At 69.5% G+C, this 24,652-nt stretch carries 21 protein-coding genes; 17 read left to right on the top strand and 4 right to left on the bottom strand.

Translation table 11 applies throughout. The features are described 5' to 3' along the window. Window positions 1-208: 208 nt before the first annotated feature. Together RIC31_RS22050 and recQ are read left to right on the top strand one after the other, a co-directional pair. A complete protein-coding gene (locus tag RIC31_RS22050) occupies window positions 209-808 on the top strand; it encodes a GNAT family N-acetyltransferase (protein WP_350112994.1) in 600 nt (199 codons plus the stop codon). A 97-nt stretch (window positions 809-905) separates the two neighbouring features. Beyond that, window positions 906-2,714: a DNA helicase RecQ gene (recQ, locus tag RIC31_RS22045; RefSeq protein ID WP_350112991.1), complete on the top strand. Its 1,809-nt coding sequence runs from the start codon at window positions 906-908 to the stop codon at window positions 2,712-2,714. 142 nt (window positions 2,715-2,856) lie between these two features. Here recQ and RIC31_RS22040 read toward each other — a convergent pair whose 3' ends face one another. Further along, entirely contained in the window at window positions 2,857-4,014 is a 1,158-nt protein-coding gene (locus RIC31_RS22040) for an NADH:flavin oxidoreductase/NADH oxidase (protein WP_350112988.1), read from the bottom strand. A gap of 126 nt (window positions 4,015-4,140) precedes the next feature. Here RIC31_RS22040 and RIC31_RS22035 point away from each other — a divergent pair, with 126 nt between their 5' ends. The 6 genes from RIC31_RS22035 to RIC31_RS22010 all read left to right on the top strand — a co-directional run bounded on the left by RIC31_RS22035 (window position 4,141) and on the right by RIC31_RS22010 (window position 8,982). Further along, a complete protein-coding gene (locus RIC31_RS22035; RefSeq protein WP_350112985.1) occupies window positions 4,141-4,599 on the top strand; it encodes a hypothetical protein in 459 nt (152 codons plus the stop codon). 10 nt (window positions 4,600-4,609) lie between these two features. After that, the gene (locus RIC31_RS22030; RefSeq protein WP_350112982.1) at window positions 4,610-5,383 is read left to right on the top strand and encodes a response regulator transcription factor; all 774 of its coding nucleotides are present in this window, start codon (window positions 4,610-4,612) and stop codon (window positions 5,381-5,383) included. A gap of 25 nt (window positions 5,384-5,408) precedes the next feature. Beyond that, entirely contained in the window at window positions 5,409-6,908 is a 1,500-nt protein-coding gene (locus RIC31_RS22025; protein WP_350112979.1) for a sensor histidine kinase, read from the top strand. A 224-nt stretch (window positions 6,909-7,132) separates the two neighbouring features. Next, window positions 7,133-7,687, top strand: coding sequence for an RNA polymerase sigma factor (locus RIC31_RS22020; RefSeq protein WP_350112976.1), 555 nt, complete (start codon window positions 7,133-7,135; stop codon window positions 7,685-7,687). Between the two features lie 141 nt (window positions 7,688-7,828). Continuing rightward, window positions 7,829-8,122 carry an anti-sigma factor family protein gene (locus RIC31_RS22015; RefSeq protein ID WP_350112973.1) on the top strand — a complete coding sequence of 98 codons (294 nt, stop codon included), beginning with the start codon at window positions 7,829-7,831 and terminating at the stop codon, window positions 8,120-8,122. A gap of 68 nt (window positions 8,123-8,190) precedes the next feature. Continuing rightward, entirely contained in the window at window positions 8,191-8,982 is a 792-nt protein-coding gene (locus tag RIC31_RS22010) for an SDR family oxidoreductase (RefSeq protein WP_350112970.1), read from the top strand. A gap of 13 nt (window positions 8,983-8,995) precedes the next feature. Here RIC31_RS22010 and glpK read toward each other — a convergent pair whose 3' ends face one another. Further along, window positions 8,996-10,489, bottom strand: coding sequence for a glycerol kinase GlpK (glpK, locus tag RIC31_RS22005; protein ID WP_350112967.1), 1,494 nt, complete (start codon window positions 10,487-10,489; stop codon window positions 8,996-8,998). Here glpK and RIC31_RS22000 point away from each other — a divergent pair. From RIC31_RS22000 to RIC31_RS21965, 8 genes are all read left to right on the top strand, one after another. After that, window positions 10,431-11,393 (top strand): DeoR/GlpR family DNA-binding transcription regulator, encoded by a 963-nt coding sequence (locus tag RIC31_RS22000; protein ID WP_502990142.1) that lies wholly within the window; start codon window positions 10,431-10,433, stop codon window positions 11,391-11,393. The genes glpK and RIC31_RS22000 overlap by 59 nt on opposite strands. Before the next feature lie 125 nt (window positions 11,394-11,518). After that, a complete protein-coding gene (gene glpD / locus RIC31_RS21995) occupies window positions 11,519-13,054 on the top strand; it encodes a glycerol-3-phosphate dehydrogenase (RefSeq protein WP_350112964.1) in 1,536 nt (511 codons plus the stop codon). 181 nt (window positions 13,055-13,235) lie between these two features. Then, a complete protein-coding gene (locus RIC31_RS21990; protein WP_350112961.1) occupies window positions 13,236-14,981 on the top strand; it encodes an ABC transporter substrate-binding protein in 1,746 nt (581 codons plus the stop codon). A gap of 102 nt (window positions 14,982-15,083) precedes the next feature. Then, window positions 15,084-16,154, top strand: coding sequence for an ABC transporter ATP-binding protein (locus tag RIC31_RS21985; protein WP_350112958.1), 1,071 nt, complete (start codon window positions 15,084-15,086; stop codon window positions 16,152-16,154). After that, entirely contained in the window at window positions 16,154-17,251 is a 1,098-nt protein-coding gene (locus tag RIC31_RS21980) for an ABC transporter ATP-binding protein (protein ID WP_350112956.1), read from the top strand. Before RIC31_RS21985 ends, RIC31_RS21980 begins: the two co-directional genes overlap by 1 nt. Beyond that, the gene (locus tag RIC31_RS21975; protein ID WP_350112953.1) at window positions 17,248-18,111 is read left to right on the top strand and encodes a carbohydrate ABC transporter permease; all 864 of its coding nucleotides are present in this window, start codon (window positions 17,248-17,250) and stop codon (window positions 18,109-18,111) included. Before RIC31_RS21980 ends, RIC31_RS21975 begins: the two co-directional genes overlap by 4 nt. A 2-nt stretch (window positions 18,112-18,113) precedes the next feature. Next, on the top strand, window positions 18,114-18,911 hold the full coding sequence (locus tag RIC31_RS21970) for a carbohydrate ABC transporter permease (RefSeq protein WP_350112950.1): 798 nt from the start codon (window positions 18,114-18,116) through the stop codon (window positions 18,909-18,911). An 11-nt stretch (window positions 18,912-18,922) separates the two neighbouring features. Beyond that, on the top strand, window positions 18,923-19,216 hold the full coding sequence (locus RIC31_RS21965) for a DUF2160 domain-containing protein (RefSeq protein WP_350112947.1): 294 nt from the start codon (window positions 18,923-18,925) through the stop codon (window positions 19,214-19,216). Window positions 19,217-19,318: 102 nt separating this feature from the next. Here the strand turns inward: RIC31_RS21965 and RIC31_RS21960 are convergent, their stop codons facing one another. Both RIC31_RS21960 and RIC31_RS21955 read right to left on the bottom strand, forming a co-directional pair. Continuing rightward, window positions 19,319-21,316 carry an oxidoreductase gene (locus RIC31_RS21960; RefSeq protein ID WP_350112944.1) on the bottom strand — a complete coding sequence of 666 codons (1,998 nt, stop codon included), beginning with the start codon at window positions 21,314-21,316 and terminating at the stop codon, window positions 19,319-19,321. A 60-nt stretch (window positions 21,317-21,376) separates the two neighbouring features. Continuing rightward, window positions 21,377-23,077, bottom strand: a complete 1,701-nt coding sequence (locus RIC31_RS21955) for a methyl-accepting chemotaxis protein (RefSeq protein WP_350112941.1) — start codon at window positions 23,075-23,077, stop codon at window positions 21,377-21,379. Window positions 23,078-23,377: 300 nt separating this feature from the next. On the opposite strand from RIC31_RS21955, the gene RIC31_RS21950 reads away from it, so the two are divergent. Further along, window positions 23,378-24,649 (top strand): MFS transporter, encoded by a 1,272-nt coding sequence (locus RIC31_RS21950; RefSeq protein WP_350112938.1) that lies wholly within the window; start codon window positions 23,378-23,380, stop codon window positions 24,647-24,649. Window positions 24,650-24,652 lie beyond the last annotated feature (3 nt).

Below are 24,652 nucleotides of genomic sequence, written 5' to 3'. Positions count from 1 at the left end.
TCAACATGTTAGCTGGAATCCTGCCGCAGCATGTGAGCCGGGACAACGTTTTTATACCGACCGGATGGTTTAAATTTGGTTGACGATGTTCGTTTGTGAACATATACGGACCGCCCAGTCCAAGTATGTCGAGGTGAATGCCGTGGTTATGTCGACCGCGCAGCGCTTGCCGACGGCGCCTGATCACCCGTCCTCCCCAGAGTCCCCGATGGCGCTCGCGAACCAGGTCCGCATGCGCTGCGCCACGGCCGCGGACGCTCCCGAGATCGCCCGGCTGATCGCCATCGCCGGCGGCGGGATCCCGACCTGGCTGTGGAGCCGGATGGCGCAGGACGGCGAGGATCCGCTGGCGGTCGGGGCCGCGCGGGTGGCCCGGCCGGACACCACCTTCTCCTACCGCAACGCCGTGCTGGCCGAGCAGGCAGGCCAGGTCGCCGGCATGATGCTGGGCTACTGGCTGGACCGGTCGTCGCCGGGGGCGGTCGCGAACCTGGGCGACCTGCCGGCCCTGCTGCGCCCGATTGCCGAGCTCGAGCGGCAGGTGACGGGCAGCTTCTACATCAACGTGCTCGCGGTGTTCGACGGCTACCGCGACTACGGCATCGGCACGCGGCTGCTGCAGGCCGCCGCCAGCCGCGCCACCGCACTGGGATGCACCCAGCTGTCGGCCCAGACCTTCAGCCGGAACATCGGCGCGGTCCGGCTGTACGAGCGGAACGGCTTCCGGGTCCTCGATTCGCGCCGGATCGAGCCGCATCCCAGCCATCCCCACGATGACCGCATCCTGCTGATGCTGCGCGCGCTCTAGCAGGCGGCGTCGCTGACCGGGTGACCCGGCCCGGCGGCGGTGCTATCCACGGGGCATGTCTCTCCCGGATCCCGTCGACCCGCCCCCCACCGGCCCGTTGCCCGACCCGCTCGCCGTCGCCCGCGCGGCGCTCGCCGACGTGTTCGGGTTCCACGACTTCCGGCCCGGCCAGGAGGATGTGGTCGCCAGCGTGCTGTCCGGGCGCGACACCCTGGCGGTGATGCCGACCGGCGCCGGCAAGTCGCTGTGCTTCCAGCTGCCGGCGGTGATCGAGGACGGCCTGACGGTGGTGGTCTCGCCGCTGATCGCCCTGATGGACGACCAGGTGCGGGCCCTGCGCCTGCAGGGCGTGGCGGCGGGCTCCCTGCATTCCGGACACAGCCGCGAGGACAACGCCGCCACCTGGCGCGACGCCACCACCGGCCAGCTGCGGCTGCTGTACGCCGCGCCCGAGCGCCTGATGCTGGATGGCGTGATGGAGGGCCTGTCCCGGGTCCGGCTGTCGCGCATCGTGGTCGACGAGGCGCACTGCATCAGCCGCTGGGGCCACGCCTTCCGGCCGGAGTACTTGGCGCTGCCGAAGCTGCGGGCGCGGTTCCCCGGCGTGCCGGTGGCGGCGTTCACGGCGACCGCCGACGCCCCGACCCGGCGCGACATCGTCGAGATCCTGTGCGGCGGCGACGCCGCCGAGTTCGTGTTCGGCTTCGACCGGCCGAACCTGACCATCCGGATCGCCGAGAAGCGCGATCCGTTGCGCCAGGTCCTGGCGATCCTGGACGACAACCGCGGGCAGAGCGGCATCGTCTACCGGCTGTCGCGCAAGTCGGTCGAGGAGACCGCCGCCGACCTTGTCCGGCACGGCTACAACGCGCTGCCCTACCACGCCGGCATGCCGGCCGAGGTCCGCGCCGCCAACCAGGACCGCTTCGTCAGCGAGGACGGCATCGTGATGGTGGCGACCATCGCTTTCGGCATGGGCATCGACAAGCCGGACGTGCGGTTCGTCGTCCATGTCGACCTGCCGAGCTCGGTCGAGGCCTACTACCAGGAGATCGGCCGCGCCGGCCGCGACGGCCTGCCGTCGACGGTGACCATGCTTTACGGCCTCGCCGACATCAGCCAGCGCCGCCGCTTCATCGACCAGTCCGAGGCGCCGGAGGAGCAGCGCCGGGTCGAGCACCAGCGCCTGAACGCCCTGCTCGGCGTGTGCGAGACCACCGAGTGCCGGCGCCGGGCGCTGCTCAGGACCTTCGGCGAGGAGCTCGACAAGCCCTGCGGCAACTGCGACGTCTGCCTGGAGCCGCCGGAGGTGCTGGACGGCACGGTGCCGGCCCAGAAGGTGCTGTCGGCGATCCTGCGCACCGGCTCGCGCTACGGGGCCGGCCACGTGATCGACGTGCTGACCGGCCACCTCAATGACGCGATCACCCAGTACGGGCACGACGCGCTGCCGACCTTCGGGGTCGGGACCGAGTTCGACAAGAACGGCTGGCGCTCGGTGGTCCGCCAGCTGGTGGCGACCGGCGTCGTCGACATCGACACCGCCGGCTACGGCGCGCTCAGGCTCGGCCCGCGCGGCCGGGCGGTGCTGAAGGGCGAGGAGACGGTGGGCCTGCGCCGCCCGTCGGCCGGAAAGCTGAAGCGCAGGCGCGGCGGCGGCGACTCGGCCGCGGCGACAGCATCGCCGGAGAACGCCCCTCTGCTGTCGCGGCTGAAGTCGCTGCGCCTGGCGATCGCCCAGGAACTCGGCGTGCCGGCCTACACGGTGTTCCACGACCGCACCCTGATCGAGTTGGCCGAGCGCCGGCCCGACAGCCTGGACAAGCTGTCCAGCGTCCATGGCGTCGGCGCCGCCAAGCTGGAGAAGTTCGGCCGGCGCTTCCTGGACGCGATCGCCGCGGGGTGAGGGGAACGCCCGTCGCACCGTAGGTTCCGGGTCGCCCTGCGCTTGCCCGGAATGACGGCATCATTCTTCTCCGTTAGTCCGGAGCGGGCCGCCGCAGGCGGAACGCATCCGGAACCCACGGAGCGACGGGCGTCCGTCCCCGCTACTCGGCTGCCTGCTCGCGCGAGCGGCGCAGGCCCTTGTCCCACTTCTCCAGCCACCAGGCGTACTGGTGCGGCCACTTCTCGAAGTCCGGGTCGATGTCGAAATGCTGGGCGGCGTGCAGCGCCCAGAACGGGTCGACCAGGGCCTGCCGGCCGACCGCGATCAGGTCGGCCCGGCCGTCCTGCAGGATCTGCTCCGCCAGGTCGGGCTCGCGGATCAGGCCTACCGCCATGGTCCTGATCCCGACCTCGCGCTTGATGCGCTCGGCGAACGGCACCTGGAAGCCGGGGCCGCGGGTCAGGTTGGCGTTGGTCGCGCCCTTCGGGCTGTTGCCGCCGGACGAGCAGTCGATCACGTCGACGCCGCGGGCCTTCAACTCGTGCGCCAGCGCCACGCTGTCGTCCAGTTCCCAGCCGCCGTCGATGCCGTCGACCGAGGAGATCCGCACGAACAGCGGCTTGTCCTTCGGCCATGCCGCGCGCACCGCCTCGGCGACCTCCAGCGGGAACCGCATGCGGCCGGCCCGGTCGCCGCCGTAGCCGTCGTTGCGCCTGTTGGACAGCGGCGACAGGAACGACTGCAGCAGGTAGCCGTGCGCCATGTGGATCTCGACGATCTCGAAGCCGGCCTCCAGGGCCCGGCCGGCGGCATCGGCAAAATCCTGCCGGGTCTTCCTCAGATCGGCGTCGTCCATCATCTTCGGCAGCAGCCAGCCTTCGGCCAGGGCGTTCTCCGACGGGCCGAGCGGCTTCCACAGCCGGTCGCCGCGGGCGATCTCGGCCTCGGAGACCGGGCCGCCGCCTTCCCACGGGCGCTGGGTGCTGGCCTTGCGCCCGCCATGGCCGATCTGCACGGCCGGCACCGAACGCTGCTGCTTGATGAAATCGGTAATCGGTCGGAACGCCGCCACTTGATCGGCGTTATACAATCCGGGGCAGCCGTTGGTGATCCGACCTACCTCGGAGATGCCGGTGGCCTCGACGAACACCGAACCGGCGCCGCCCATGGCGAATTTGCCGTAGTGCACCAGATGATAGGTCGTGGGTATGCCGTCGATCGCCGAGTACTGGTCCATCGGAGAGATCGCGATCCGATTGGGCAGAGTCAGCCCGGCGATCGTCAGGGGCTCGAACAACAGGGGACGGGTGGACGACATGGGGGATCTCCGGCGCTTCCGAGGGCGCCATGAAACCGGTCGGATCGGCCATTTGCAAGGGGCGAGGGGTCGCGCGCGCTCTGCCCGGTCGTTGACTCAGGTTCGCGGCCGGGGGAAGAGATGGCGATGCGCGTACTGCTTGTCCTGACCCTGCTGCTGACCGTGGCCGCCTGCTCGACGGCCGGGCCGTCGGATCGGTCCGCGGACCCGTCCGTGCCGCCGACTTCGGCCCTGCCCGTGCCGACCCCGAGGCCGGGCGAGAACAAGGCCCGTCCGGCGGCGCCGGTGCCGGTTCCGCGCCCGGAGCGGCCGTCGCCGCCGTTCGACCTCGGCCAACTCGGGGGCGCGACCGAGTCGACCGTCGTCTCGACGCTCGGGATGCCGGACAATGTCCGCGAGCAGCAGCCGGGCAAGGTGTGGGTCTACCGGCACGGCGGCTGCCAGGTCGAGGTATTCCTGTACCCCAGCGTCGATGTCGGAAACATGGCTGTCCTGGGCACCGCCCTGATGCCCGATACCTTGGCCGAACCAGAACGCGACCGCTGTCGCCGCGATCTCGCGCGCCGCATGTCGAAGCCGCAGTGAGCACCGCCGCATGACCGACAATGTCCGCATCATGGTCGTCGACGACGATCCGATCATCCGGGAAACCCTGTCGCTCAACCTTGAGGACCAGGATTTCGAGGTCGAGGGACTGCCGAGCGGCGAGGCGCTGCTGGAGCACCTGCGCGGCGGCGCGACCGCAGACCTGATCCTGCTCGACTGGAAGATGGGACAGTTCAGCGGGCTCGACACGCTGCGCGAGATGCGCCGGATGGGCGGCGACATCCCGGTGATCTTCCTGACCAGCCTGACCGACCAGATCTACGAGGAGGCGGCGCTCGCGACCGGGGCGCTCGACTTCGTCGACAAGTCGCGGAGCTTCTCGATCCTGCTGCACCGGGTCCGCACCGTGCTGGCCGGAAGGCGCACGCCGAAGGAGGCAGAGCCGGCGGGCGACATGGCGACGGAGAACGGCCCGGCGGGCACGGCGCGGATCGGCCAGCTCACGCTGGACCCGGATGTCGGCCGTGCCTACTGGTGCGACCGCCTGGTCCCGCTGACCCTGACCGAGTTCCAGATCGTGCACGCCCTGGCGGCCTCGGCCGGCCGCGACATGCGGTACCGCGACATCTACGACCTGGTGCATGGCGACGGGTTCCACGCCGGCGCTGCCGGCGACGGCTACCGCGCCAATGTCCGGGGCTTCATCAAGCGGATCCGGCGCAAGTTCGAGGACATGGACCCGGCGTTCTCCGAGATCGAGAACTATCCGGGCTTCGGCTATCGCTGGCGGGCGTTGAGAAACGGGGAGGGCAGCAGCGCATGAGGTTCCTCCCGGCATTCGGGATCCCGTGAGCAGGCCGAGCCCGTTGCGGCCGATAGCGGCCAAGCTGGCCCTTGTCGCGGTCCTGTTCGCGGCGGTCCCGGCCGTAGTCTACCAGCAGTTCCGGGTCGCCGACGAGGAGCGGACCGCGCTCCTGCTGGACGGGGTCGCCAATCAGGGCCGGGCGATCGCCGAGGCGTTGCGCCCGATCCTCGAGACCGGCGATCCGACGGCGGTGACCAAGGTCGGCGATCGGATGGCGGCGCTGGCCGGCGCCCAGGTCGAGTTGCGCCTGCTGTTCCGACCGCAGGAGGCCGCCATCGATTCCTTTCTGCTGGTCGCCGCGGTGCCGCCGGTGCAGGCGGACTCCATGCAGGCCGAGCGCGCGTTCCTGATCCAGTCGCGGCTGCTGGAGACGGCGTGGCGGTCCTGCGACGCCACCGAGGCGATCGGGCGCTCGGTCGACGGCGACAGCTACGACACCCGCGGGGTGGTCGCGGTGACCCCGGTCCAGTCCGCGGCCGGCTGCTGGGCCCTGGTGACCAGGCTGACGGCCTCCGAGGCGCTGGCCCGGACGGTCTCGACGCCGTACTGGCAGCGCCCGGAGATCGTCCTCGCGCTCGGCCTCTACCTGGCGCTGGCGGTGGTCATCCTGCTGATCCTGTTCTCGGTGTCGCGCAACCTCGCGCGCTTCGAGCGCCTGGCCCGCTCGATCAGCATGGGGCGCGAGGGCGACCGCCGGTTCGCGAAGCTGAACGAGGTTCCCGAACTGACCGGCGTCGCCCAGCAGTTCGATGCCATGGTCGACCGGTTGCGGCTCAGTGCGGCGTCGATCCGCGAGACCGCCGAGGAAAGCGCCCACGCCCTGAAGACCCCGATCGGCGCGATCCGCCAGTCGCTGGAGCCGCTGCGCGCGGTGATTCCGGCGGACGACCGGCGCGGGCGGCGGGCGATCGAGATCATCGACCAGTGCTGTGCCCGTCTCGGGCAGCTCGTGGTCGAGGCCCGGCGGGCGATCGAGACTGCGGCGCTGATGGCCGATCCGCCGAACCAGGTTCTCGACCTGGGGCGGGTGGTCTCCGGGCTGGTGGAGGAGATGCGGGGGCCGTCGGAGGCCGCCGACGTCCATCTCGAGGCGCATGTCGATCCCGGGGTCACGGTGCTCGGGGGCGACGAGGCGATCGAAACCATCGTCGAGAACCTGATCGACAACGCCATCGGCTTCTCGCCGCCCGGCGGAACGGTCCGGGTCATGGTCCGGGCGGAACGCCGGGGTGCGGTCCTGTCGGTGCTCGATCAGGGGCCGGGGGTCGCGCCCGACCGCGTCGACCGGATCTTCGAGAAGGGCTACACCAGCCGCCCGAGCCCGGTGGCCGGCACGGAGCCCGCGGTCGAGGAGAATTTCGGCATGGGCCTGTGGATCGTCCGGCGCAATGTCGAGGCGATGAACGGTACCATCAGGGTCGAGAACCGCGCGACCGGGGGGCTCGGCGTCGAAATCGTCCTGCCGCTCGCCGGCCCGGCCTGACCGGCGCGTCCCGTTCCTGTCACAATCGCCGCTCTTGGGTTCCTGGAAATACTCGTTCAGTGATGCCTTGTGTTCTAGAAGAGATATTCTTGTGTCATTTTTGTGCCTCCTGCCTTTGTCTGTGACAAGTTGAAGGGGTGATGAAGTAGGGATTGATCGTCTGCCGCGGATCATTAATTCTTCACTGGTCATCGACGCGGAGGCAGATCATGCAAGGCGAGTTCGTGGACGCGGTCGAACAGTTGATACCGACGCTTCGGCGGTTTGCCCATTCACTGGCCCGCAATCCTGCGGACGCCGACGACCTGCTGCAGGACACCATGGAGCGGGCGCTGACCCGGTCCCACCAGTTCGAGGCCGGGACCAACCTGAAGGCTTGGCTGTTCACCATCATGCGGAACCGGTTCTACACCGAATGCCGTCGCCGGCAGCGCGTGCGGGACCATGCCGAGGAACGCCGCCTGGACGCCGCCGACACCGGCGAGGGTATGCCCGGCGGGCAGGTCGCCCGGGTCGAGACCCGGGAGTTCGCCCGCGCGTTCGCCTCCCTGAGCGCCGACGAGCGGACGCTGCTCGTCATGGCGACGGTCGAGGAACTGCCGTACGACACCATTGCGCAGATCTTGGAAGTCGAGGTCGGGACCGTGAAGTCCAGGGTCTCCCGCGTTCGCGCCAAGCTGCGTCGAATTCAGGAAGGCGAGGGCGATGTCGCGCTGGCGCGCGTCCGACTCCCCGTCACGCCGACCCGGCCGATCGTCTTCGGCCTCGGCACCTCCTGAACCGGTAGCCGCCCGGTTTTCGAGACCGGTCCATCCCCGTCGTTCCCCCCCCCTGGTCCGGGAACCGGGCGGCGCCCCAAGGCGTTCTCCCCAAGATCGACACTTCCCTGTACTGTCGGGCGGTTCGCGTGGGGAGGCGCCATGGGTGACGAACTGGACTTCCACAGTTGGGAACTGCTGTCCGCCTACCTCGACGGCGCCCTCGACGACATCGCCTCCGCCATGGTCGAGCGGGCGGTGAGGTACGATCCCGAACTGAGCAACGCCCTGGAAGACCTGCGCCGCCAGAAGGCGGCGCTGAAGCAATGGGCGGCGGAAATCGAGGCCCGGCCGGTTCCGCCTCGGATTCGCGTCATGCTCGACCGGGCTCGCCGCGAACGCGACGGCCGCGACGACACGGCCGGGCAGCCCGGAGAAAATCCCCCGAAAGAGTGATATGACCCTTCCCGTGCGCCGCGGTTCTCGCGGCAGCGCGTCATCGGAGAGCGCAAGGGGAGGATGGCATGCAGGTTCGTCTGGACGGGCGCACGGCGCTGATCACCGGCGGCAGCCTCGGGGTCGGGCGGGCGATCGCGACACGCTTCGTGGAGGCCGGGGCGCGGGTGGTGATCGCCGCGCGCCGGGCCGAGGTGCTGGAGGGGGCCCGCGCCGAGATCGCGGCGGTCGCCGGCACGGCGCCGTTCGCGGTGGCGGCCGACGTTGCCGATGCGGCCGGCTGCGTGCGCCTGGTGCGCGAGGCCGAGGCAGCGGCCGGCCCGATCGACATCCTGGTCAACAACGCCGGCACCTCGAAGCGCTCGCGCTTCCTCGACATCGACGACGCCACCTGGCAGGCCGACCTGGATCTCAAGCTGTTCGGGGCGATCCGCCTGGCGCGCCTGCTGGCGCCGGGGATGATCGAGCGGCGCTGGGGCCGGATCATCAACGTGCTGAACACCGGCGCCAAGGCGCCGCCGGCCGAGGGCGCGCCGACCGCCGTCAGCCGCGCCGCCGGCATGGCGCTGACCAAGGTGCTGGCCGGCGAGCTGGCGCCGCACAACGTGCTGGTCAACGCGCTGCTGGTCGGCCGCATCAAGAGCGACCAGTGGGTCCGCCGCCATGCGGCCGCGGCGGCCGAGGGGTCCAACGCCACCCTGGACGACTACTACGCCGAGATGGGCAAGGCGATCCCGATGCGCCGGGTCGGCGAGGCCGAGGAGTTCTCCGCGGTCGCCTGCCTGCTGGCCTCCGATCTCGGCGGCTACGTCACCGGCACCGCGATCAACGTCGACGGCGGGGCCTGCCCGGTGGTGTAGCCTGGTGCGGCCGTCAGCCGATCCGGATGCGGGTCCGGGCGACCGCCGCGTCCCAGCCGGACAGCAGCCGTCGGCGGGTGGCCGGCGGCATCGCCGGCTCGAATCGGCGGTCGAGCGCCCAGGACGCGGCGACATCGTCGAGCGAGCCGTAGATGCCGGCCTGCAGCGCCGCCAGGGCGGCCGCCCCGAGCGCGGTGGTCTCGGTCACCGTCGGGCGCTCGACCGGGATCGCCAGGACGTCGGCCAGGAACTGCATCAGCCAGTCGTTCGCCGCCATGCCGCCGTCGACCCGAAGCGTGCCCGGCTTCATCCCGTCCTCGGCCATCGCCCGGAACAGGTCGCGGGTCTGGTAGGCGACCGCCTCCAGCGCGGCGCGCGCCAGATGCGCGCGGCCGGTGTCGCGGCTCAGGCCGAACATGGCGCCGCGCGCCTCGGGGTCCCAGAACGGCGCGCCGAGCCCGGTGAAGGCCGGCACCAGGTAGACCCCGCCGGTGTCCTCGACCGAGCGTGCCAGGGCCTCGGTCTCGGCCGCCTTCTCGATGATGCCGAGGCCGTCGCGCAGCCACTGGACGACCGCGCCCGACACGAAGATCGCGCCCTCCAGGGCATAGGTGCTCCTGCCGGCGATCCGGTAGCACAGGGTGCCGAGCAGGCGGTTGTTCGAGCGTACCGGCGCGTCGCCGGTGTTCAGGATCACGAAGCAGCCGGTGCCGTAGGTCGACTTGATGTCGCCCGGCCGGAAGCAGGCCTGGCCGACGGCGGCGGCCTGCTGGTCGCCGGCGATGCCGAGCACCGGCAGCCGGTGTCCGAGCACCGACGGGTCGGTCTCGCCGAAGTCGGCCGCGCAGTCGCGGATCTCCGGCAGCACCGAGCGCGGCACCTGGAACACCGACAGCATCTCGTCGTCCCACTCGCCCGACGTCAGGCCGCAAAGGTTGGTGCGCGACGCGTTGGTGGCGTCGGTGACGTGCACTCGGCCGCCGGTCAGCCGCCACATCAGGAAGCTGTCGACGGTTCCGAAGGCCAGCTCGCCGCGGGCCGCCCGGTCGCGCGCGCCGTCCACATGGTCGAGGATCCAGGCCACCTTGGTGGCGGAGAAGTACGGGTCGAGCAGCAGCCCGGTGCGGTCGGTCACCAGGTCCTCGAGGCCGTCGTCGCGCAGCCGGGCGCAGGCGCCGGCGGTCCGCCGGTCCTGCCAGACGATCGCGTTGTGGATCGCCCGGCCGGTTGCGCGATCCCACACGATGGTGGTCTCGCGCTGGTTGGTGATGCCGAGGGCGGCGACCCGCAGGCCGGCCGCGGCGGCCCCGTCGATCGCCTCGCGGGTCACTGCGAGCGTGGTCGACCAGATGTCCTCCGGGTCGTGCTCGACCCAGCCGCTGGCCGGATAGATCTGCCGGAACTCGCGCTGGGCGACGGCCACGATCGAGCCGTCGGGGCGGAAGGCGATGGCCCGGCTGCTGGTGGTTCCCTGGTCGATCGCGACCACCGCCTGGGTGTCCGCCATGCCATCCTCCCTGGAAAGTCCCGTCCCGCCGGGCCGTCATTACGGCGTCGCGCGGGTTTCGTTCGTTGATTTTCGATTGAGAAAGAAAATCGAAAACGCCTACCCTTTTCCAGAAAAAAGAAAACGAGGTCAGGTCATGGACAAGGCCACCCGGCGGCGCGGCCGCATCAGGGAGATCGTCGGCGAACGGGGCTATGCCTCCATCGACGAACTGGTCCAGATGTTCGAGGTCACGCCGCAGACCATCCGACGCGACATCAATTTCCTGGCGGAGCGTGGCGAGCTGAAGCGCTACCACGGCGGCGCCGGTTTGTCGTCGAGCGTCGAGAACGCGCCCTACGACCGCCGGCGCCTGGCGTTCGACGCGGAGAAGCGGGCGATCGGGATTCAGGTGGCGACCGAGATCCCGGATCATTCGTCACTGTTCATCAACATCGGGACCACCACAGAGTCGGTGGCACGGGCGCTGCTCGATCACACCGGGCTGCGGGTGATCACCAACAACCTGAACGTCGCCCAGATCCTGACCGGCAACCCGACGTTCGAGGTGATCATCGCCGGCGGGGTGGTGCGCAACCGCGACGGCGGCATCGTCGGCGAGTCGGCGACCGACCTGATCCAGCAGTTCCGGGTCGACGTCGGGGTCATTGGAATCAGCGGCATCGCCGACGACGGCTCGCTGCTGGATTTCGACTATCGCGAGGTCCGGGTCGCCCAGTCCATTGTGCGCAATTCCGAAAAGGTCTTCCTGTGTGCCGACAATTCCAAGTTCGGCCGCAAGGCGATGGTCCGGCTCGGCCATATCTCGCAGATGCATACGCTTTTCACCAATTCCCCGGTTCCCGAGACGTTCGCTGAGGTGTTCCGCCACCACAATGTCCGGCTGGTGTCCGTCGACGTTTGAGTCCCGGGAATTTCGTTTGCGAAAATTCTGACGCTCCTGTACGACTTCGAAGCTGAAGTTTCGAAAAGAGAACCCGACCTTCGCGGGCCGCGGTTCCGGCGTCGGGAGGACAGGTGGACACGCCATTGGCGAGTGTTGACGTTCTGGTGGTCGGGGGCGGCATCAATGGTGCCGGCATCGCCCGGGACGCGGCCGGGCGCGGTCTGTCGGTCGTGCTGGCCGAGAAGGGCGACCTGGCTTCCGCCACCTCGTCGGCGAGCACCAAGCTGGTGCATGGCGGCCTGCGCTATCTCGAGCACTACGAGTTCCGGCTGGTCCGCGAGGCCCTGAAGGAGCGCGAGGTGCTGCTGCGCGCCGCCCCGCACATCATCTGGCCCCTGCGTTTCGTGCTGCCGCACCACCAGGGCCTGCGCCCGGCCTGGCTGCTGCGGCTCGGGCTGTTCCTGTACGACCATCTGGGCGGCCGCGACCTGCTGCCGGGCACCCGGGTCATCGACCTCGACCGGTCGCCGGTCGGGGCGCCGTTGAAGCCGGACTACCACCTAGGCTTCGAGTATTCCGACTGCTGGGTCGAGGACACCCGGCTGGTGGTGCTGAACGCCCTGGACGCCCACGAGCGCGGCGCCACGATCCTGACCCGGACCGCCCTGGTCGACGCCCGGACCGAGGCCGGCGGCTGGGTGGCCCGGCTGCGCGGGCCGGACGGCGAGCGGACGGTGCGGGCGCGGGCGGTGGTGAATGCCGCCGGGCCGTGGGTGGCCGACGTGCTGGGCGGCCGCCTCGGGGTGAACTCCGGCAGCGCCGTGCGCCTGGTCAAGGGCAGTCACGTGGTGGTGCCGAAGCTGTACGAGCACGACCGTTGCTACATCTTCCAGAACTCCGACGGCCGGATCATCTTCACGATCCCCTATGAGGGCGCCTTCACCCTGATCGGCACCACCGACGAGGACTACAAGGGCGATCCGGGGGCGGCGGCGATCAGCGAGGACGAGATCGCCTATCTCTGCCGGCTGACCTCCGAGTATTTCCAGGCGCCGGTCACCCCGGCCGACGTGGTTTGGACCTATTCCGGGGTGCGGCCGCTGTATGACGACGGCGCCAGCAAGGCCCAGGAGGCCACCCGCGACTACGTCCTGGAGTGGTCGGAGGCCGGCGGCGCCCCGGCGCTCAGCGTGTTCGGCGGCAAGATCACCACCTTCCGGCGGCTGGCCGAGGCGGCGATGGACCATCTGCGCCGCAGCTTCCCCGAGCTCGGCCGGTCGTGGACCGCATCCGCCCCGCTGCCGGGCGGCGACTTCGCCCCGCGCGGCGTCGACGCCCTGGTCGGCGCGCTGCGCACCCGGCTGCCGGGTCTCGGCCACGCCGAGGCGCGCCGGCTGGTGCGGGCCTACGGGACCCGGGTGTGGAACGTGGTCGGCAATGCCGCCTGCGCCGCCGATCTCGGCGCCTCGTTCGGCGCCGGGCCGACCGAGGCCGAGGTCGGCTACCTGATGGACACCGAGTGGGCGGGCCGGGCCGAGGACGTGGCCTGGCGCCGGACCAAGCTCGGACTGCGAATGACACAAGAAGAGATCCGCCGGCTCGACGACTGGATGGTCGCGCGCACGGCGGGCGCAACTCTGGGAGGACGAGATGCATCGGAGAGGGCGACCGGCGGCTAGGACCGCCCCGCGACTGGCCGCGTCGACTCCGGCGGGCCCCGCCGATGACCTCGAACTGCAGAACCGGTTACCTGCGCTGCGGCCGTAAGGCGGCAGCCAGGAGCGCAAGGTGCCGGGACGCAGAACGTGCGCCCCGTTCCGGTAACGGCAATAGCAGTGCGCACACAGGGAGGAAGCGAACATGTCGATTCGAACGACATTGCCGGCAGCAGCGCTGCTGTTAACCATGTTCGGAGCGCCCACTGCTTTCGCGGACGAGGTGGCCGCGAAGAAGTGGATCGACTCCGAGTTCCAGCCTTCGACGCTCTCCAAGGAAGAGCAGATGAAGGAGATGCAGTGGTTCGCCAAGGCGGCGGAACCATTCAAGGGCATGGAAATCAACGTGCTGTCGGAGGGCATCCCGACGCACACCTACGAAGCGGAGGTGCTGACAAAGGCCTTCGAGGAGATCACCGGCATCAAGGTGAACCATCAGATCCTCGGCGAGGGCGAGGTGGTTCAGGCGGTTCAGACGCAGATGCAGACGAACCGCAACCTCTACGACGGCTACGTCAACGACTCCGACCTGATCGGAACGCATTCGCGCCTGCAGAGCGCGATCAACCTCACCGACTGGATGGCCGGCGAGGGCAAGGACGTCACCAACCCGATGCTCGACCTCGACGACTTCATGGGCAAGTCGTTCACCACCGGTCCGGACGGCAAGCTCTGGCAGCTGCCGGACCAGCAGTTCGCGAACCTGTACTGGTTCCGCAAGGACTGGTTCGATCGGCCGGACATCAAGGCCAAGTTCAAGGCCAAGTACGGCTACGAGCTCGGTGTGCCGGTGAACTGGTCGGCCTACGAGGACATCGCCGACTTCTTCACCAACGACGTGAAGGAGATCGACGGCGTCCGGGTCTATGGCCACATGGACTACGGCAAGCGGGCGCCCGACCTGGGCTGGCGGATGACCGACGCCTGGCTGTCGATGGCGGGCGCGGCCGATGTCGGGATCCCGAACGGCCGTCCGGTCGACGAGTGGGGCATCCGCATGGAGAAGGGTTCGTGCAACCCGGTCGGCGCCTCGGTGGCGCGGGGCGGCGGCGCCAACAGCCCGGCGGCGGTCTATGCCGTGAGGAAGTGGGACGAGTGGCTGCGGCAGTACGCGCCGCCGGGCGCCGCGGACCTGGACTTCTACCAGTCGCTGCCGGCCCTGTCGCAGGGCAACGTCGCCCAGCAGATCTTCTGGTACTCGGCGTTCACCGCGAACATGGTCCAGCCCAAGAGCGCGGGCAACAACACCGTCGACGACAGCGGCAAGCCGTTGTGGCGGATGGCGCCGTCGCCGCATGGCCCGTACTGGAAGGAAGGCTCCCAGCGCGGCTACCAGGACGCCGGCTCGTGGACGCTGTTCAACTCCACGCCGGTGGAACGCCGTAAGGCGGCATGGCTGTACGCCCAGTTCGTGGTGTCGAAGACGGTCGACGTCAAGAAGAGCCAGGTCGGCCTGACCTTCGTGCGCGACAGCACGGTTCGCCACAAGTCGTTCACCGAGCGGGCGCCGAACCTCGGCGGTCTGATCGAGTTCTACCGCTCGCCGGACCGCGTGGCCTGGACCCCGACCGGCGTCAACGTGCCCGACTATCCGAAGCTCGCCCAGCTGTTCTGGCAGAACATCGGCGATGTCAACTCGGGCGCGTTCACCCCGCAGCAGGCGATGGACCGCCTGGCCGAGCAGATGGACCAGGTCATGGCCCGCATGCAGGCGGTGGACGAGTCGAACAACGTCTACCACGGCTGTGGACCTCGCCTGAACGAGAAGAGCGACCCGTCGAAGTGGCTGAGCAAGGACCACGCTCCGTGGGCAAAGCTCGATAGCGAGAAGCCGAAGGGCGAGACGATCGCCTATGACGAGCTGATCAAGCGCTGGACCGAGAACCAGTAGGCGACGGTACGGACCTCATACCTCCGGGGCAGGCGTGGTCATCGCCTGTCCCGGGGGGCTTCTTCAGGTTCACTAGGCGATCACGGAGCTGGCGGTCGGGCAATGTCTCTGGAATTGAAGCGGATCACCAAGCGCGTCGGCGCCGAGACCTACATCCACGAGACCAGCCTGGTTTTCGAGGAAGGGTCGTTCAACACGCTGCTCGGGCCCACCCTGGCCGGCAAGACCACCTTCATGCAGCTGATGGCCGGGCTCGACCGCCCGACATCGGGCGAGGTCTGGTTCCGCGGCCGCAACGTCACCGGCGTTCCGGTCCAGAAGCGCAACGTGGCGATGGTCTACCAGCAGTTCATCAACTATCCGAACTTCACCGTCTACGACAACATCGCGTCGCCGCTGCGGGTCGCCCGCATGGCAGCCCCTGAGATCGACCGGCGGGTCATGCTCGCCGCCGAGCTCCTGCGCCTCACCCCGATGCTGAAGCGCCGGCCGGCCGAGCTGTCGGGCGGCCAGCAGCAGCGCACCGCGATCGCTCGCGCGCTGGTCAAGGATGCCGACCTGGTCCTGCTCGACGAGCCGCTCGCCAATCTCGACTACAAGCTGCGCGAGGAACTCAGGGACGAACTGCCCCGGTTCTTCGCGGACCGCAACTGCATCGTCGTCTACGCCACCACCGAGCCCGGTGAGGCCCTGCTGTTCGGCGGCAACACCGCGACGCTCCACGCCGGTGCCGTGACCCAGTTCGGCGAGACCGCCGGGCTCTACCGCCGCCCCGCAGACCTGATCACCGCCCGGGTGTTCTCCGATCCGCCGATCAACACGGCCCAGGTCCTCAAGCAGGGTTCGGAGATCCAGCTCGGCGACTTCCGGCTGCCGGTCGGGCAGGCAGCGCGCGGCCTGCCCGACGGCGCCTACACGATCGGCATCCGTCCGCATCACATCACGCCGTCGCCCGCCACCCCCGATGCGGCGGCGATCGAAGGCACGGTGTTGATCGCCGAGCTCAGCGGGTCGGAAAGCGCGGTTCACTTCGATCTCGGCGGTCAGACCTGGGTCTCGCAGTCGCCCGGCATCCATCCGTTCGAGGTCGGGTCGGTGGCCCGGCTCTTCGTCGACATGAGCCACACCATGTTCTTCGACCTCGATCACCGCCGCGTCGAAGGAGGCGAATGATGGCCAAGATCCAGCTTCGCGATCTGCGGCACAGCTATGCCGCGCGGCCGGACGGCGAAAGCGACTGGGCGCTGAAGCGCCTGACGATCGACTGGTCGGACGGCGGGGCCTACGCCCTGCTCGGTCCGTCAGGCTGCGGGAAGACCACGCTGCTGAACGTGATCTCGGGCCTGCTGCGACCGACGGAGGGACAGATCCTGTTCGACGGTCGGGACGTCACCGGGGCCTCCCCGGAGGAGCGGAACATCGCCCAGGTGTTCCAGTTCCCGGTGATCTACGACACCATGACGGTCTACGACAATCTGGCCTTCCCCCTGCGCAACCGGGGTGTCGAGCCCGGCGAGGTCGACCGCCGGGTGCGCGAGGTCGCCGAGATGCTCGAGCTGGAGGACATGCTCCGGCATCGCGCGGCCGGCCTGACCGCGGACGGCAAGCAGAAGATCTCCCTCGGCCGCGGGCTGGCCCGCTCGGACGTGAACGTCATCATGTTCGACGAGCCGTTGACCGTCATCGACCCGCATCTGAAATGGGTGCTGCGCTCCAAGCTCAAGGAGCTGCACCAGCGCATCCGCGTCACGATGATCTACGTCACCCACGATCAGACCGAGGCGCTGACCTTCGCCGACCAGGTCGTGGTGATGAACGACGGGCAGATCGTTCAGACCGGCACCCCGGTGGAACTGTTCGAGCGGCCCAACCATACGTTCGTCGGGCACTTCATCGGCTCGCCCGGGATGAACGTGTTGCCGTGCGAGATCGCGGGGGGTCGGGTCGTGTTCGCCGGCCAGGCGGTCGACAGCGTGAACGCCGGCGACTACCGCGGCGACGGCGGCAGGCTGGAACTCGGTGTCAGGCCGGAATTCGTCAGCTTTGTCCCGCAGGGCGCGGCAGGGGGCATTCCGGTCCGGGTGGTGAAGGCGCTCGATGCGGGCCGGCACCGCATCGTCGAGACCGAGCACGACGGTCACAAGATCAAGATGCTGGTCCCCGAGGGCCAGCCGATTCCGAGCGACACGGCGCATGTGCGCTTCGCGCCGGAGCGTAGCTGGGTCTACCGCGACGGCTGGCTGATCACCGGGGAGGAGGCAGCACCATGAACAAGACGGTCAATCAGCGCGCGTGGTGGTTCGTTCTGCCGGTCGTTCTGCTGGTGGCGTTCAATGCCGTCATCCCGCTCATGACGGTGGTCAACTACTCGGTCCAGGAGTCGTTCGGCTCCAACATGTTCTTCTGGTCCGGGGTGCGCTGGTTCGAGGAAGTGCTGCGGTCGGAGCGCTTCCACTCGGCGCTGCTGCGGCAACTCGGCTTCACGTTTCTGATCCTGGCGATCGAGGTTCCGCTGGGACTGGCGATCGCGCTGGCGATGCCGCGGCGCGGACCGTGGGTGTCGGTCTGCCTGGTGCTGATGGCGCTGCCGCTGCTGATCCCGTGGAACGTCGTCGGCGCGATGTGGAACATCATGGCGCTGCCGACCATCGGCCTGCTGAGCGAGATCGTGCATGGTCTCGGCTTCGACTACAACTACACCCGCGATCCCACGGCGGCCTGGTTCACGGTGGTCCTGATGGACGTCTGGCACTGGACGTCGCTGGTGGTGCTGCTGTGCTACGCGGGGCTGGTCTCGATCCCCGACGCCTACTACCAGGCCGCCAAGATCGACGGCGCGCGGCCTTGGGCGGTGTTCCGCTACATCCAGCTGCCGAAACTCCGCTACGTGCTGACCATCGCCATCCTGCTGCGGTTCATGGATTCCTTCATGATCTACACGGAGGTCGTGGTGCTCACCGGCGGCGGTCCCGGCACCGCGACCACCTTCCTCTCGATCGACCTGGTGAAGACGGCGCTCGGCCAGTTCGACCTCGGGCCGGCGGCGGCGATGTCGCTGGTCTACTTCCTGATCATCCTGCTCATGAGCTGGCTGTTCTATACGCTCATGATGCGCAATGAGGCGAGGTAGCCATGCGCGCGCGATCTTGGGTGCCTACCCTCTACATCGTCTTCCTGCTGCTGCCGATCTACTGGCTCCTGAACATGTCGTTCAAGACCACGAACGAGATCCTCGGTGGATTCACCCTGTGGCCGCACAGCTTCACGCTGGAGAACTACCGGGTCATCTTCAGCGATCCGACCTGGTACAACGGCTACATCGCCTCGATCGAGTACGTCTTCCTGAACACCGTGCTGTCGGTGGCGGTGGCGCTGCCGGCTGCCTACGCGTTCTCGCGCTACCGGTTCCTGGGCGACAAGCACCTGTTCTTCTGGCTGCTGACCAACCGCATGGCACCCCCGGCGGTGTTCGCGCTGCCGTTCTACCAGCTGTACTCGGCGGTCGGGCTGTTCGACACCCCGTTCGCCGTGGCACTCGCCCACATGCTGTTCAACATCCCGCTGGCGGTGTGGATCCTCGAGGGCTTCATGTCCGGCGTGCCGAAGGAACTGGACGAGACCGCCTATGTCGACGGCTACCCGTTCTGGCGGTTCTTCATCGTGATCTTCATCCCGACGATCGCGGCCGGGATCGGTGTCGCGTGCTTCTTCTGCTTCATGTTCTCGTGGGTGGAACTGCTGCTGGCAAAGACCCTGACCTCGGTCGCAGCCAAGCCGATCGCCGCCCTGATGACCAAGACGGCGAGTACGTCGGGATACCAGCTCGGCCTCCTCGCCGCCGCCGGATCGCTGACGCTGATCCCGGGGGCGGTGGTCATCTACTTCGTGCGCAACTACATCGCCAAGGGCTTCGCCCTGGGCCGGGTGTGACGGGGGACGCTATGCAGGGGACATCGCTCTTCGCCTGGATGGCCTGGACCTGGCCGACCTTCGCGTTCTTCGCCTTCATCTTTCTGTGCCTGGCCGGCATGACGGCGTGGGAGTACCGGTCGCCCGGCGGCGGCCCGCGGCACGGCATCCTCGGGCTCGACACGACGCGCGGCGACCGCCTGTTCATTTCGCTGCTGGGCAGCGCCTTCATCTTCCTGGCGTGGTTGGGCCTGGTGGGCACGCCGCTGTGGGCGCCGCTGGTCATCGCGCTGGTCTACGCCGGCGTGGTGTTCCGCTGGGTTTAGCGAAAGCTCGCCGACGGCCTGGCGCGAGGGCCGCGTGAAGTAGGTTCCCTTCCCGGGGAGGAGCCCACTGGGCGGGATCCGAGAGGATTCCGCCCGTTTTTCTCAGAGGGTGTTGCCGACCGCGTGTCCCTCGTGGATGGCGGTGATCAGGTTGCGCGGCGACATCGCGTCGCCGACCAGCGAGACCCCGATGCCGGCGTCGCGCAGCGGTGCCGCGAGCGCGTCCTGCGCCTGCCGCGGCGTCGAGTAGACCAGCAGGTCGACGCCGTCGATGCGGCCCGGCGCGCCGGTGTAGGGATTGCGCCAGGTGAGCGTGCCGTCGACGTAGCCTTCGATCTCGGCGGCGTGGACGATCTCGACCCCGGCCGCATAGAGCCGGCGATGCACGCCGATCGCGCTGCAATGGTTCACCGCCCGCGCGAGGGACGGACGAGGGGTCAGGAGCACCAGCCGCCGCGCCGTCTTCGCCAGTTCGTCGACGAGCGCATAGGTGCTCGGTCCGTGGTCGTGGTCGTACACCGCGACGGTGCCGTCCCGGCCGACCGGCCCGGTGCCGCACGCCAGCAGGGCCATCGCCCGCTGCCCCGACACGGCTGCTTCGGTGTCGCCGACGCCCGGCGGCCGGCGCTGCACGGCGCCGGTCGCCAGCACGACGTGGTCGGGCGCGAGCGCCAGGACGGCGTCCCTGGTGGCCCGGGCCGACAGCCGAACCTCGACGCCGTGGCGCTCCAGGAGCCGGCGGTAGTGATCCAGCAGCAGGCCGAGCTCGCGGCGGTCCGGCAGTCCCGCCTCGTGACGGTAGTGCCCGCCGATCGCGTCGCCGGCGCTCAACAGCGTCACCCGATGGCCGCGGGCGGCGGCGACCCAGGCGGCCTCGAGCCCGGCGGGGCCGGCGCCGACCACCACCACGTGGCGGCTGCGCGGCGCCGGTTCCGGCCGCCAGCCGGCCTCGCCCTTCAGCCCGAGGCGCGGGTTCTGGGGCTCCTCCAGCGGCTTGCCGGCGTGGATCTCGCCCCAGGCCTGGTTGTCGTAGACCGACGGGCGGATCTCCTCCGGCCGGCCGGCCGCCGCCTTGGCGACGAAGGCGGCATCGGCCAGCAGGGCGCGGCACATGCCGACGAGATCGGCATAGCCTTCGGCGACGATCCGCTCGGCGAGTTCGGGCGTGTTGATACGGCCGACCGCCATCACCGGCACGCCCTTGGCGTGCGGCCTGATCTGCTTGTGGATGTCGATGAAATGGCCGGCGCGGAAGTACAGGTCGGGAACGTGCTGCTCGAGGCTGAGGCTGAAATTGCCCTGGCTGTAGGCGAAGTAGTCGAGCAGCCCGGTCTCGGCGAGGTGCGCCGTGATCCGCGACGCCTCCTCGGGGTCGATGCCGCCGGCCACCCCCTCGTCGCCGGGCATCTTCAGGCCGAGCACGAAGCCCGCCCCGCAGCGCCTGCGGATGCCCTCGGCCACCTGCCGCACGAAGCTCGCACGCCGTTCCGTCGAGCCGCCGTAGCGGTCGGTCCGGGTATTCGACCAGGGGGACAGGATCTGGGTGATCAGGTAGCCGTGCGCGCCGTGCAGCTCGACTCCGCCGAAGCCGCAGTTCCGGAGCCGCTCGGCCACCGCGACATAGGCGTCCGCCACATGGCTCAGCTCGGCCTCGGTCATCACGTGCGGGACGGTCCAGCTGTAGGCGTCCGGCTGGTCGGACACGCCCTTCGGCGATACCCCCGGCAGCCACAGCTGCTGGCGGCCGGGGTGCCAGAGCTGCCCGACGAGGCAGGCGCCGGCGGCCTCGGTCTCGCGCGCGGCGCGGCGGAAGCCCTCGACGTTGTCGTCATCGTAGCCGGTGACGGTGGAGCCCTGCGCCTTGGCGTCGGGATCGACGGCGATGACCTCGGTGATCACCATGCCGGTCCCGCCCCGGGCGCGCTCGACCAGGAAGTCGATCCAGCGGTCGGTGATCCGATTGGCCCGGGCGTAGTTGGTCACGGTCGCGACCAGGGCGGTGCGGTTGCGCAGCGTCCGCCCGCCGACGTCGATCGGGGCCAGGAGATTGGGGAAGGGCGGGGCGGCGGTGTCCCGGCGGGTATCGTGGTCCGTGTTCATCGGCCCCTCGCGGCGAGAGCGGGGGGAGGGGCCGGTGCGGCCCCTCCCGTGCCGATGATCCTACGTCGCCCGGATGCGCGCGAGGAAGCCGTCGACCTGGCCGCGCAGGGTCTCGGCGTTGCGCGACAGCTCGCCGGCCGCCTCCAGCACCTGGTGCGACGCCGAGCCGGTGTCGGTCGCCGAGCGGGTGACCTCGGCGATGGTGAACGACACGTCGTGGGTGCCGGTCGAGGCCTCCTGCACGTTGCGGGCGATCTCGCGGGTCGCGGCCCCCTGCTGCTCGACTGCCGAGGCGATGGCGGTGGCGATCTCGTTGATCTGCTCGATGGTCTGCCCGATCAGCCGTACCGCCTGCACCGACTGGTCGGTGGCGGCCTGCATCTCGGCGATCTTCGAGCTGATCTCCTCGGTCGCCGTCGCCGTCTGGTTGGCCAGGCTCTTGACCTCCGAGGCGACCACCGCGAAGCCCTTGCCGGCATCGCCGGCGCGCGCCGCCTCGATGGTCGCGTTCAGGGCCAGCAGGTTGGTCTGGCCGGCGATGTCGTTGATCAGCTTGACCACGTCGCCGATCCGCTGGGCCGCCTCGGCGAGGCCGTGGATCTGGGTGTTGGTGCGCGACGCCTGCTCGGTGGCGTCGCCGGCGATCCGGGTCGACTCGGTGACCTGGCGGCTGATCTCGGAGATCGACGAGGACAGCTCCTCGGCGGCGCTGGCCGCCGACTGAACGTTGGTCGAGGCCTGCTCGGAGGCGCTGGCCACCGCCTGCGACTGCCGGCTGGTCTCCTCGGCGGTCGCCGACATCGACTGGGCGGTCGACTGCAGCTCGGTCGAGGCCGACGACACGATCTCCACGACGCCGGTGACGCTGGCCTCGAACTCGTCGGCGAGGCGCTGCATGGCGGCGCGCTTCTCGGCCTCGTTGCGAGCCTTCACCTGGTCCTGCTCGCTGCGGATCCGCCCGGCCTCGAGCATGCTGTCCTTGAACACCTGCACGGTGCCGGCCATGACGCCGATCTCGTCGCGGTCCTCGCTGGACGGCACCTCGACCGTGAGATCCTGGTCGGCCAGCCGCTGCATGACGGAGGTCAGCGCCGCGATCCGGCCGGTCATCGCGCGCACCAGCCACAGGCCGAGTGCCAGCACGACCGCGGCGGCACCGCCGGCGACCGCCAGGACCACGGCCTGCAGCAGGTTGCGCGACGTGGTGAGCTCGGTTCCCGCCGCCTCGGCCTTCGCGCGGTTGGCGTCCAGCATGGCGCCGACCGCCTCGGAGATCGCGTTCACGCTGGCGCCGTAGTCGCCGTTGATCAGCTCGTTGGCCTGGACCTGGGCGAAGCTGTTGGCGAAGTCGAAGACCTGGGTGCCGGTCGAGTTGACCGGCTCGAGCTTGGCGGCGATGTCGTCGATCGACGCGGCGGTCTCCGCGTCCGCCGTCTCGCGCGCCGTCGCCAGGGTCTCCTGGAACGTCGCCATGGTCGCCACGAACTGCTCGCGCAGCGAGGCCTGCCGGTCTAGATCGAGCTCGGCGGCGGCGCCGGTGACGAAGCCGCGCTGCTTCTCGACCAGCAGCGACACCCGCGAGCCGAACTGGAAGTTCCGCACCGCGCCGCCGAGGCTGTCGCCGGCCTGCGCCATCCGACCGGATCCGTAGACCGCGGCGCCCGACACCGCGGCCAGCGCGACACAGACGATGAGCATCAGGATATACAACTTGGCCTTGAAGGTGACGGCCATGGAAATCCGGGTCGGGACGGTGGTCACGATCTGCTCCTTGCCTCAGCGAAAAGTCATGTCTGCCAGCCGTTCTAGGGCCACAGTGCCCGGCCGGTCGAGTCCTTACGGGATCTTCGAGATCAGCGGCTTTTTATAAGTATTACGTACACTTGAATTTCCCTTTTCACGATATGCCGGGGTGCTTACCAAATGGTTAAACCGGCATGAGTCCATCGCGTCCGGGGCGGTTGTGCGACTCCGCCGGCCCCGATAACGTGTCGGCCACTGCAATCGGGCCGTCCGGGCGGCATTTCCCGCTCCGGATGCCCGTTCCTGAGAGGACGGATCGTGACGACGGCCAGTCGTGCCCCCGAAGGGGAGGCGCCGGCCGGCGGGGCCGATAGCGCCTACGCCTGGTACCGGCTCGCCATGTCGCTGCTGGTCAGCATGATCGGCGGTGTCGGCCTGTGGTCGGTGGTGGTGACGCTGCCGGCCGTCGAGGCCGAGTTCCAGGTGGCCCGCGCCGATGCGTCGCTGCCCTACACCCTGACCATGATCGGCTTCGCGGTCGGCGGCATCGCCATGGGGCGGCTCGCCGACCGGTTCGGCATCCTGGTGCCGCTGCGCGGCGGCACGGTCGCGCTGGCGCTCGGCTATGCCCTGTCCAGCCAGGCGACCAGCCTCTGGCAGTTCATGGCCGCCCAGGGCCTTCTGATCGGCCTGCTCGGCAGCTCCGCGACCTTCGGCCCGATCATCTCCGACGTCTCGTTGTGGTTCGTGCGCCGCCGCGGCATCGCGGTCGCGATCGGGGCCAGTGGCAGCTATCTCGCCGGCACGGTCTGGCCGCCGATCGTGCAGGCGATGATCGACAACTGGGGCTGGCGCGACGCCCACCTGGCGATCGCGGTGTTCTGCTTCGTGACCCTGCTGCCGCTGTCGGCGACCCTGCGCCGGCGGGCGCCGGCGACCCTGGCCTCGGTGCCGCCGACGGCGACGCCGCAGCGAGGCACCGCGCGTCCGCCGATGTCGCCGCAGACCCTGCAGACCCTGCTGATGCTGGCCGGCATCGCCTGCTGCGTCGCCATGGCGATGCCGCAGGTCCATATCGTCGCCTACTGCGCCGACCTCGGCTACGGCACCGCCCGCGGCGCCGAGATGCTGTCGCTGATGCTCGGGACCGGCATCGTCAGCCGGCTGGCCTTCGGCTGGATCGCCGACCGGATCGGCCCGCTGCCGACCCTGCTGCTCGCCTCGGCGCTGCAGGCGCTGTCGCTGCTGCTGTTCCTGCCGTTCGACGGGGTCGGGGCGCTGTATATCGTGTCGGCGCTGTTCGGGCTGTCCCAGGGCGGCATCGTGCCGACCTATGCGCTGATCATCCGGCAGTTCTTCCCGCCGGCGCAGGCCGGCACGAGGGTCGGCCTGGTGCTGTCGGCGACCCTGCTCGGCATGGCGCTCGGCGGCTGGATGTCCGGCGCGCTGTACGACCTGACCCTGTCCTACCAGGCGGCGTTCCTGAACGGCCTCGCCTGGAACCTCGTCAATTCGGCGATCGCCCTGTTCCTGCTGCTGCAATTCGGGCGGCGGCGGGACTCCGGCGCGCCCGTCCCGAACCCTGCCTGACCC

Origin of the sequence: Thalassobaculum sp. (assembly GCF_040219615.1) — a bacterium.
Taxonomy (GTDB): Bacteria; Pseudomonadota; Alphaproteobacteria; order Thalassobaculales; family Thalassobaculaceae; genus Thalassobaculum_A.
Note: the sequence above shows the minus strand (reverse complement) of the source record. Positions and strands in the feature narration are given on the sequence as shown.

What these genes read in the sequence shown, in the direction of transcription:
- RIC31_RS22050 (WP_350112994.1), top strand. Translation starts at nt 209, where the DNA reads ATGGCGCTCGCGAACCAGGTCCGCATGCGCTGCGCCACGGCCGCGGAC.
- RIC31_RS22030 (WP_350112982.1), top strand. Translation starts at nt 4,610, where the DNA reads ATGACCGACAATGTCCGCATCATGGTCGTCGACGACGATCCGATCATC.
- RIC31_RS21960 (WP_350112944.1), bottom strand. Translation starts at nt 21,316, where the DNA reads ATGAACACGGACCACGATACCCGCCGGGACACCGCCGCCCCGCCCTTC.
- RIC31_RS21965 (WP_350112947.1), top strand. Translation starts at nt 18,923, where the DNA reads ATGCAGGGGACATCGCTCTTCGCCTGGATGGCCTGGACCTGGCCGACC.
- RIC31_RS21975 (WP_350112953.1), top strand. Translation starts at nt 17,248, where the DNA reads ATGAACAAGACGGTCAATCAGCGCGCGTGGTGGTTCGTTCTGCCGGTC.
- RIC31_RS21990 (WP_350112961.1), top strand. Translation starts at nt 13,236, where the DNA reads ATGTCGATTCGAACGACATTGCCGGCAGCAGCGCTGCTGTTAACCATG.
- glpK (WP_350112967.1), bottom strand. Translation starts at nt 10,489, where the DNA reads ATGGCGGACACCCAGGCGGTGGTCGCGATCGACCAGGGAACCACCAGC.
- RIC31_RS22035 (WP_350112985.1), top strand. Translation starts at nt 4,141, where the DNA reads ATGCGCGTACTGCTTGTCCTGACCCTGCTGCTGACCGTGGCCGCCTGC.
- RIC31_RS21980 (WP_350112956.1), top strand. Translation starts at nt 16,154, where the DNA reads ATGGCCAAGATCCAGCTTCGCGATCTGCGGCACAGCTATGCCGCGCGG.
- RIC31_RS21970 (WP_350112950.1), top strand. Translation starts at nt 18,114, where the DNA reads ATGCGCGCGCGATCTTGGGTGCCTACCCTCTACATCGTCTTCCTGCTG.
- RIC31_RS22010 (WP_350112970.1), top strand. Translation starts at nt 8,191, where the DNA reads ATGCAGGTTCGTCTGGACGGGCGCACGGCGCTGATCACCGGCGGCAGC.
- RIC31_RS22015 (WP_350112973.1), top strand. Translation starts at nt 7,829, where the DNA reads ATGGGTGACGAACTGGACTTCCACAGTTGGGAACTGCTGTCCGCCTAC.
- RIC31_RS22000 (WP_502990142.1), top strand. Translation starts at nt 10,431, where the DNA reads ATGGCCCGGCTGCTGGTGGTTCCCTGGTCGATCGCGACCACCGCCTGG.
- RIC31_RS22040 (WP_350112988.1), bottom strand. Translation starts at nt 4,014, where the DNA reads ATGTCGTCCACCCGTCCCCTGTTGTTCGAGCCCCTGACGATCGCCGGG.
- RIC31_RS21985 (WP_350112958.1), top strand. Translation starts at nt 15,084, where the DNA reads ATGTCTCTGGAATTGAAGCGGATCACCAAGCGCGTCGGCGCCGAGACC.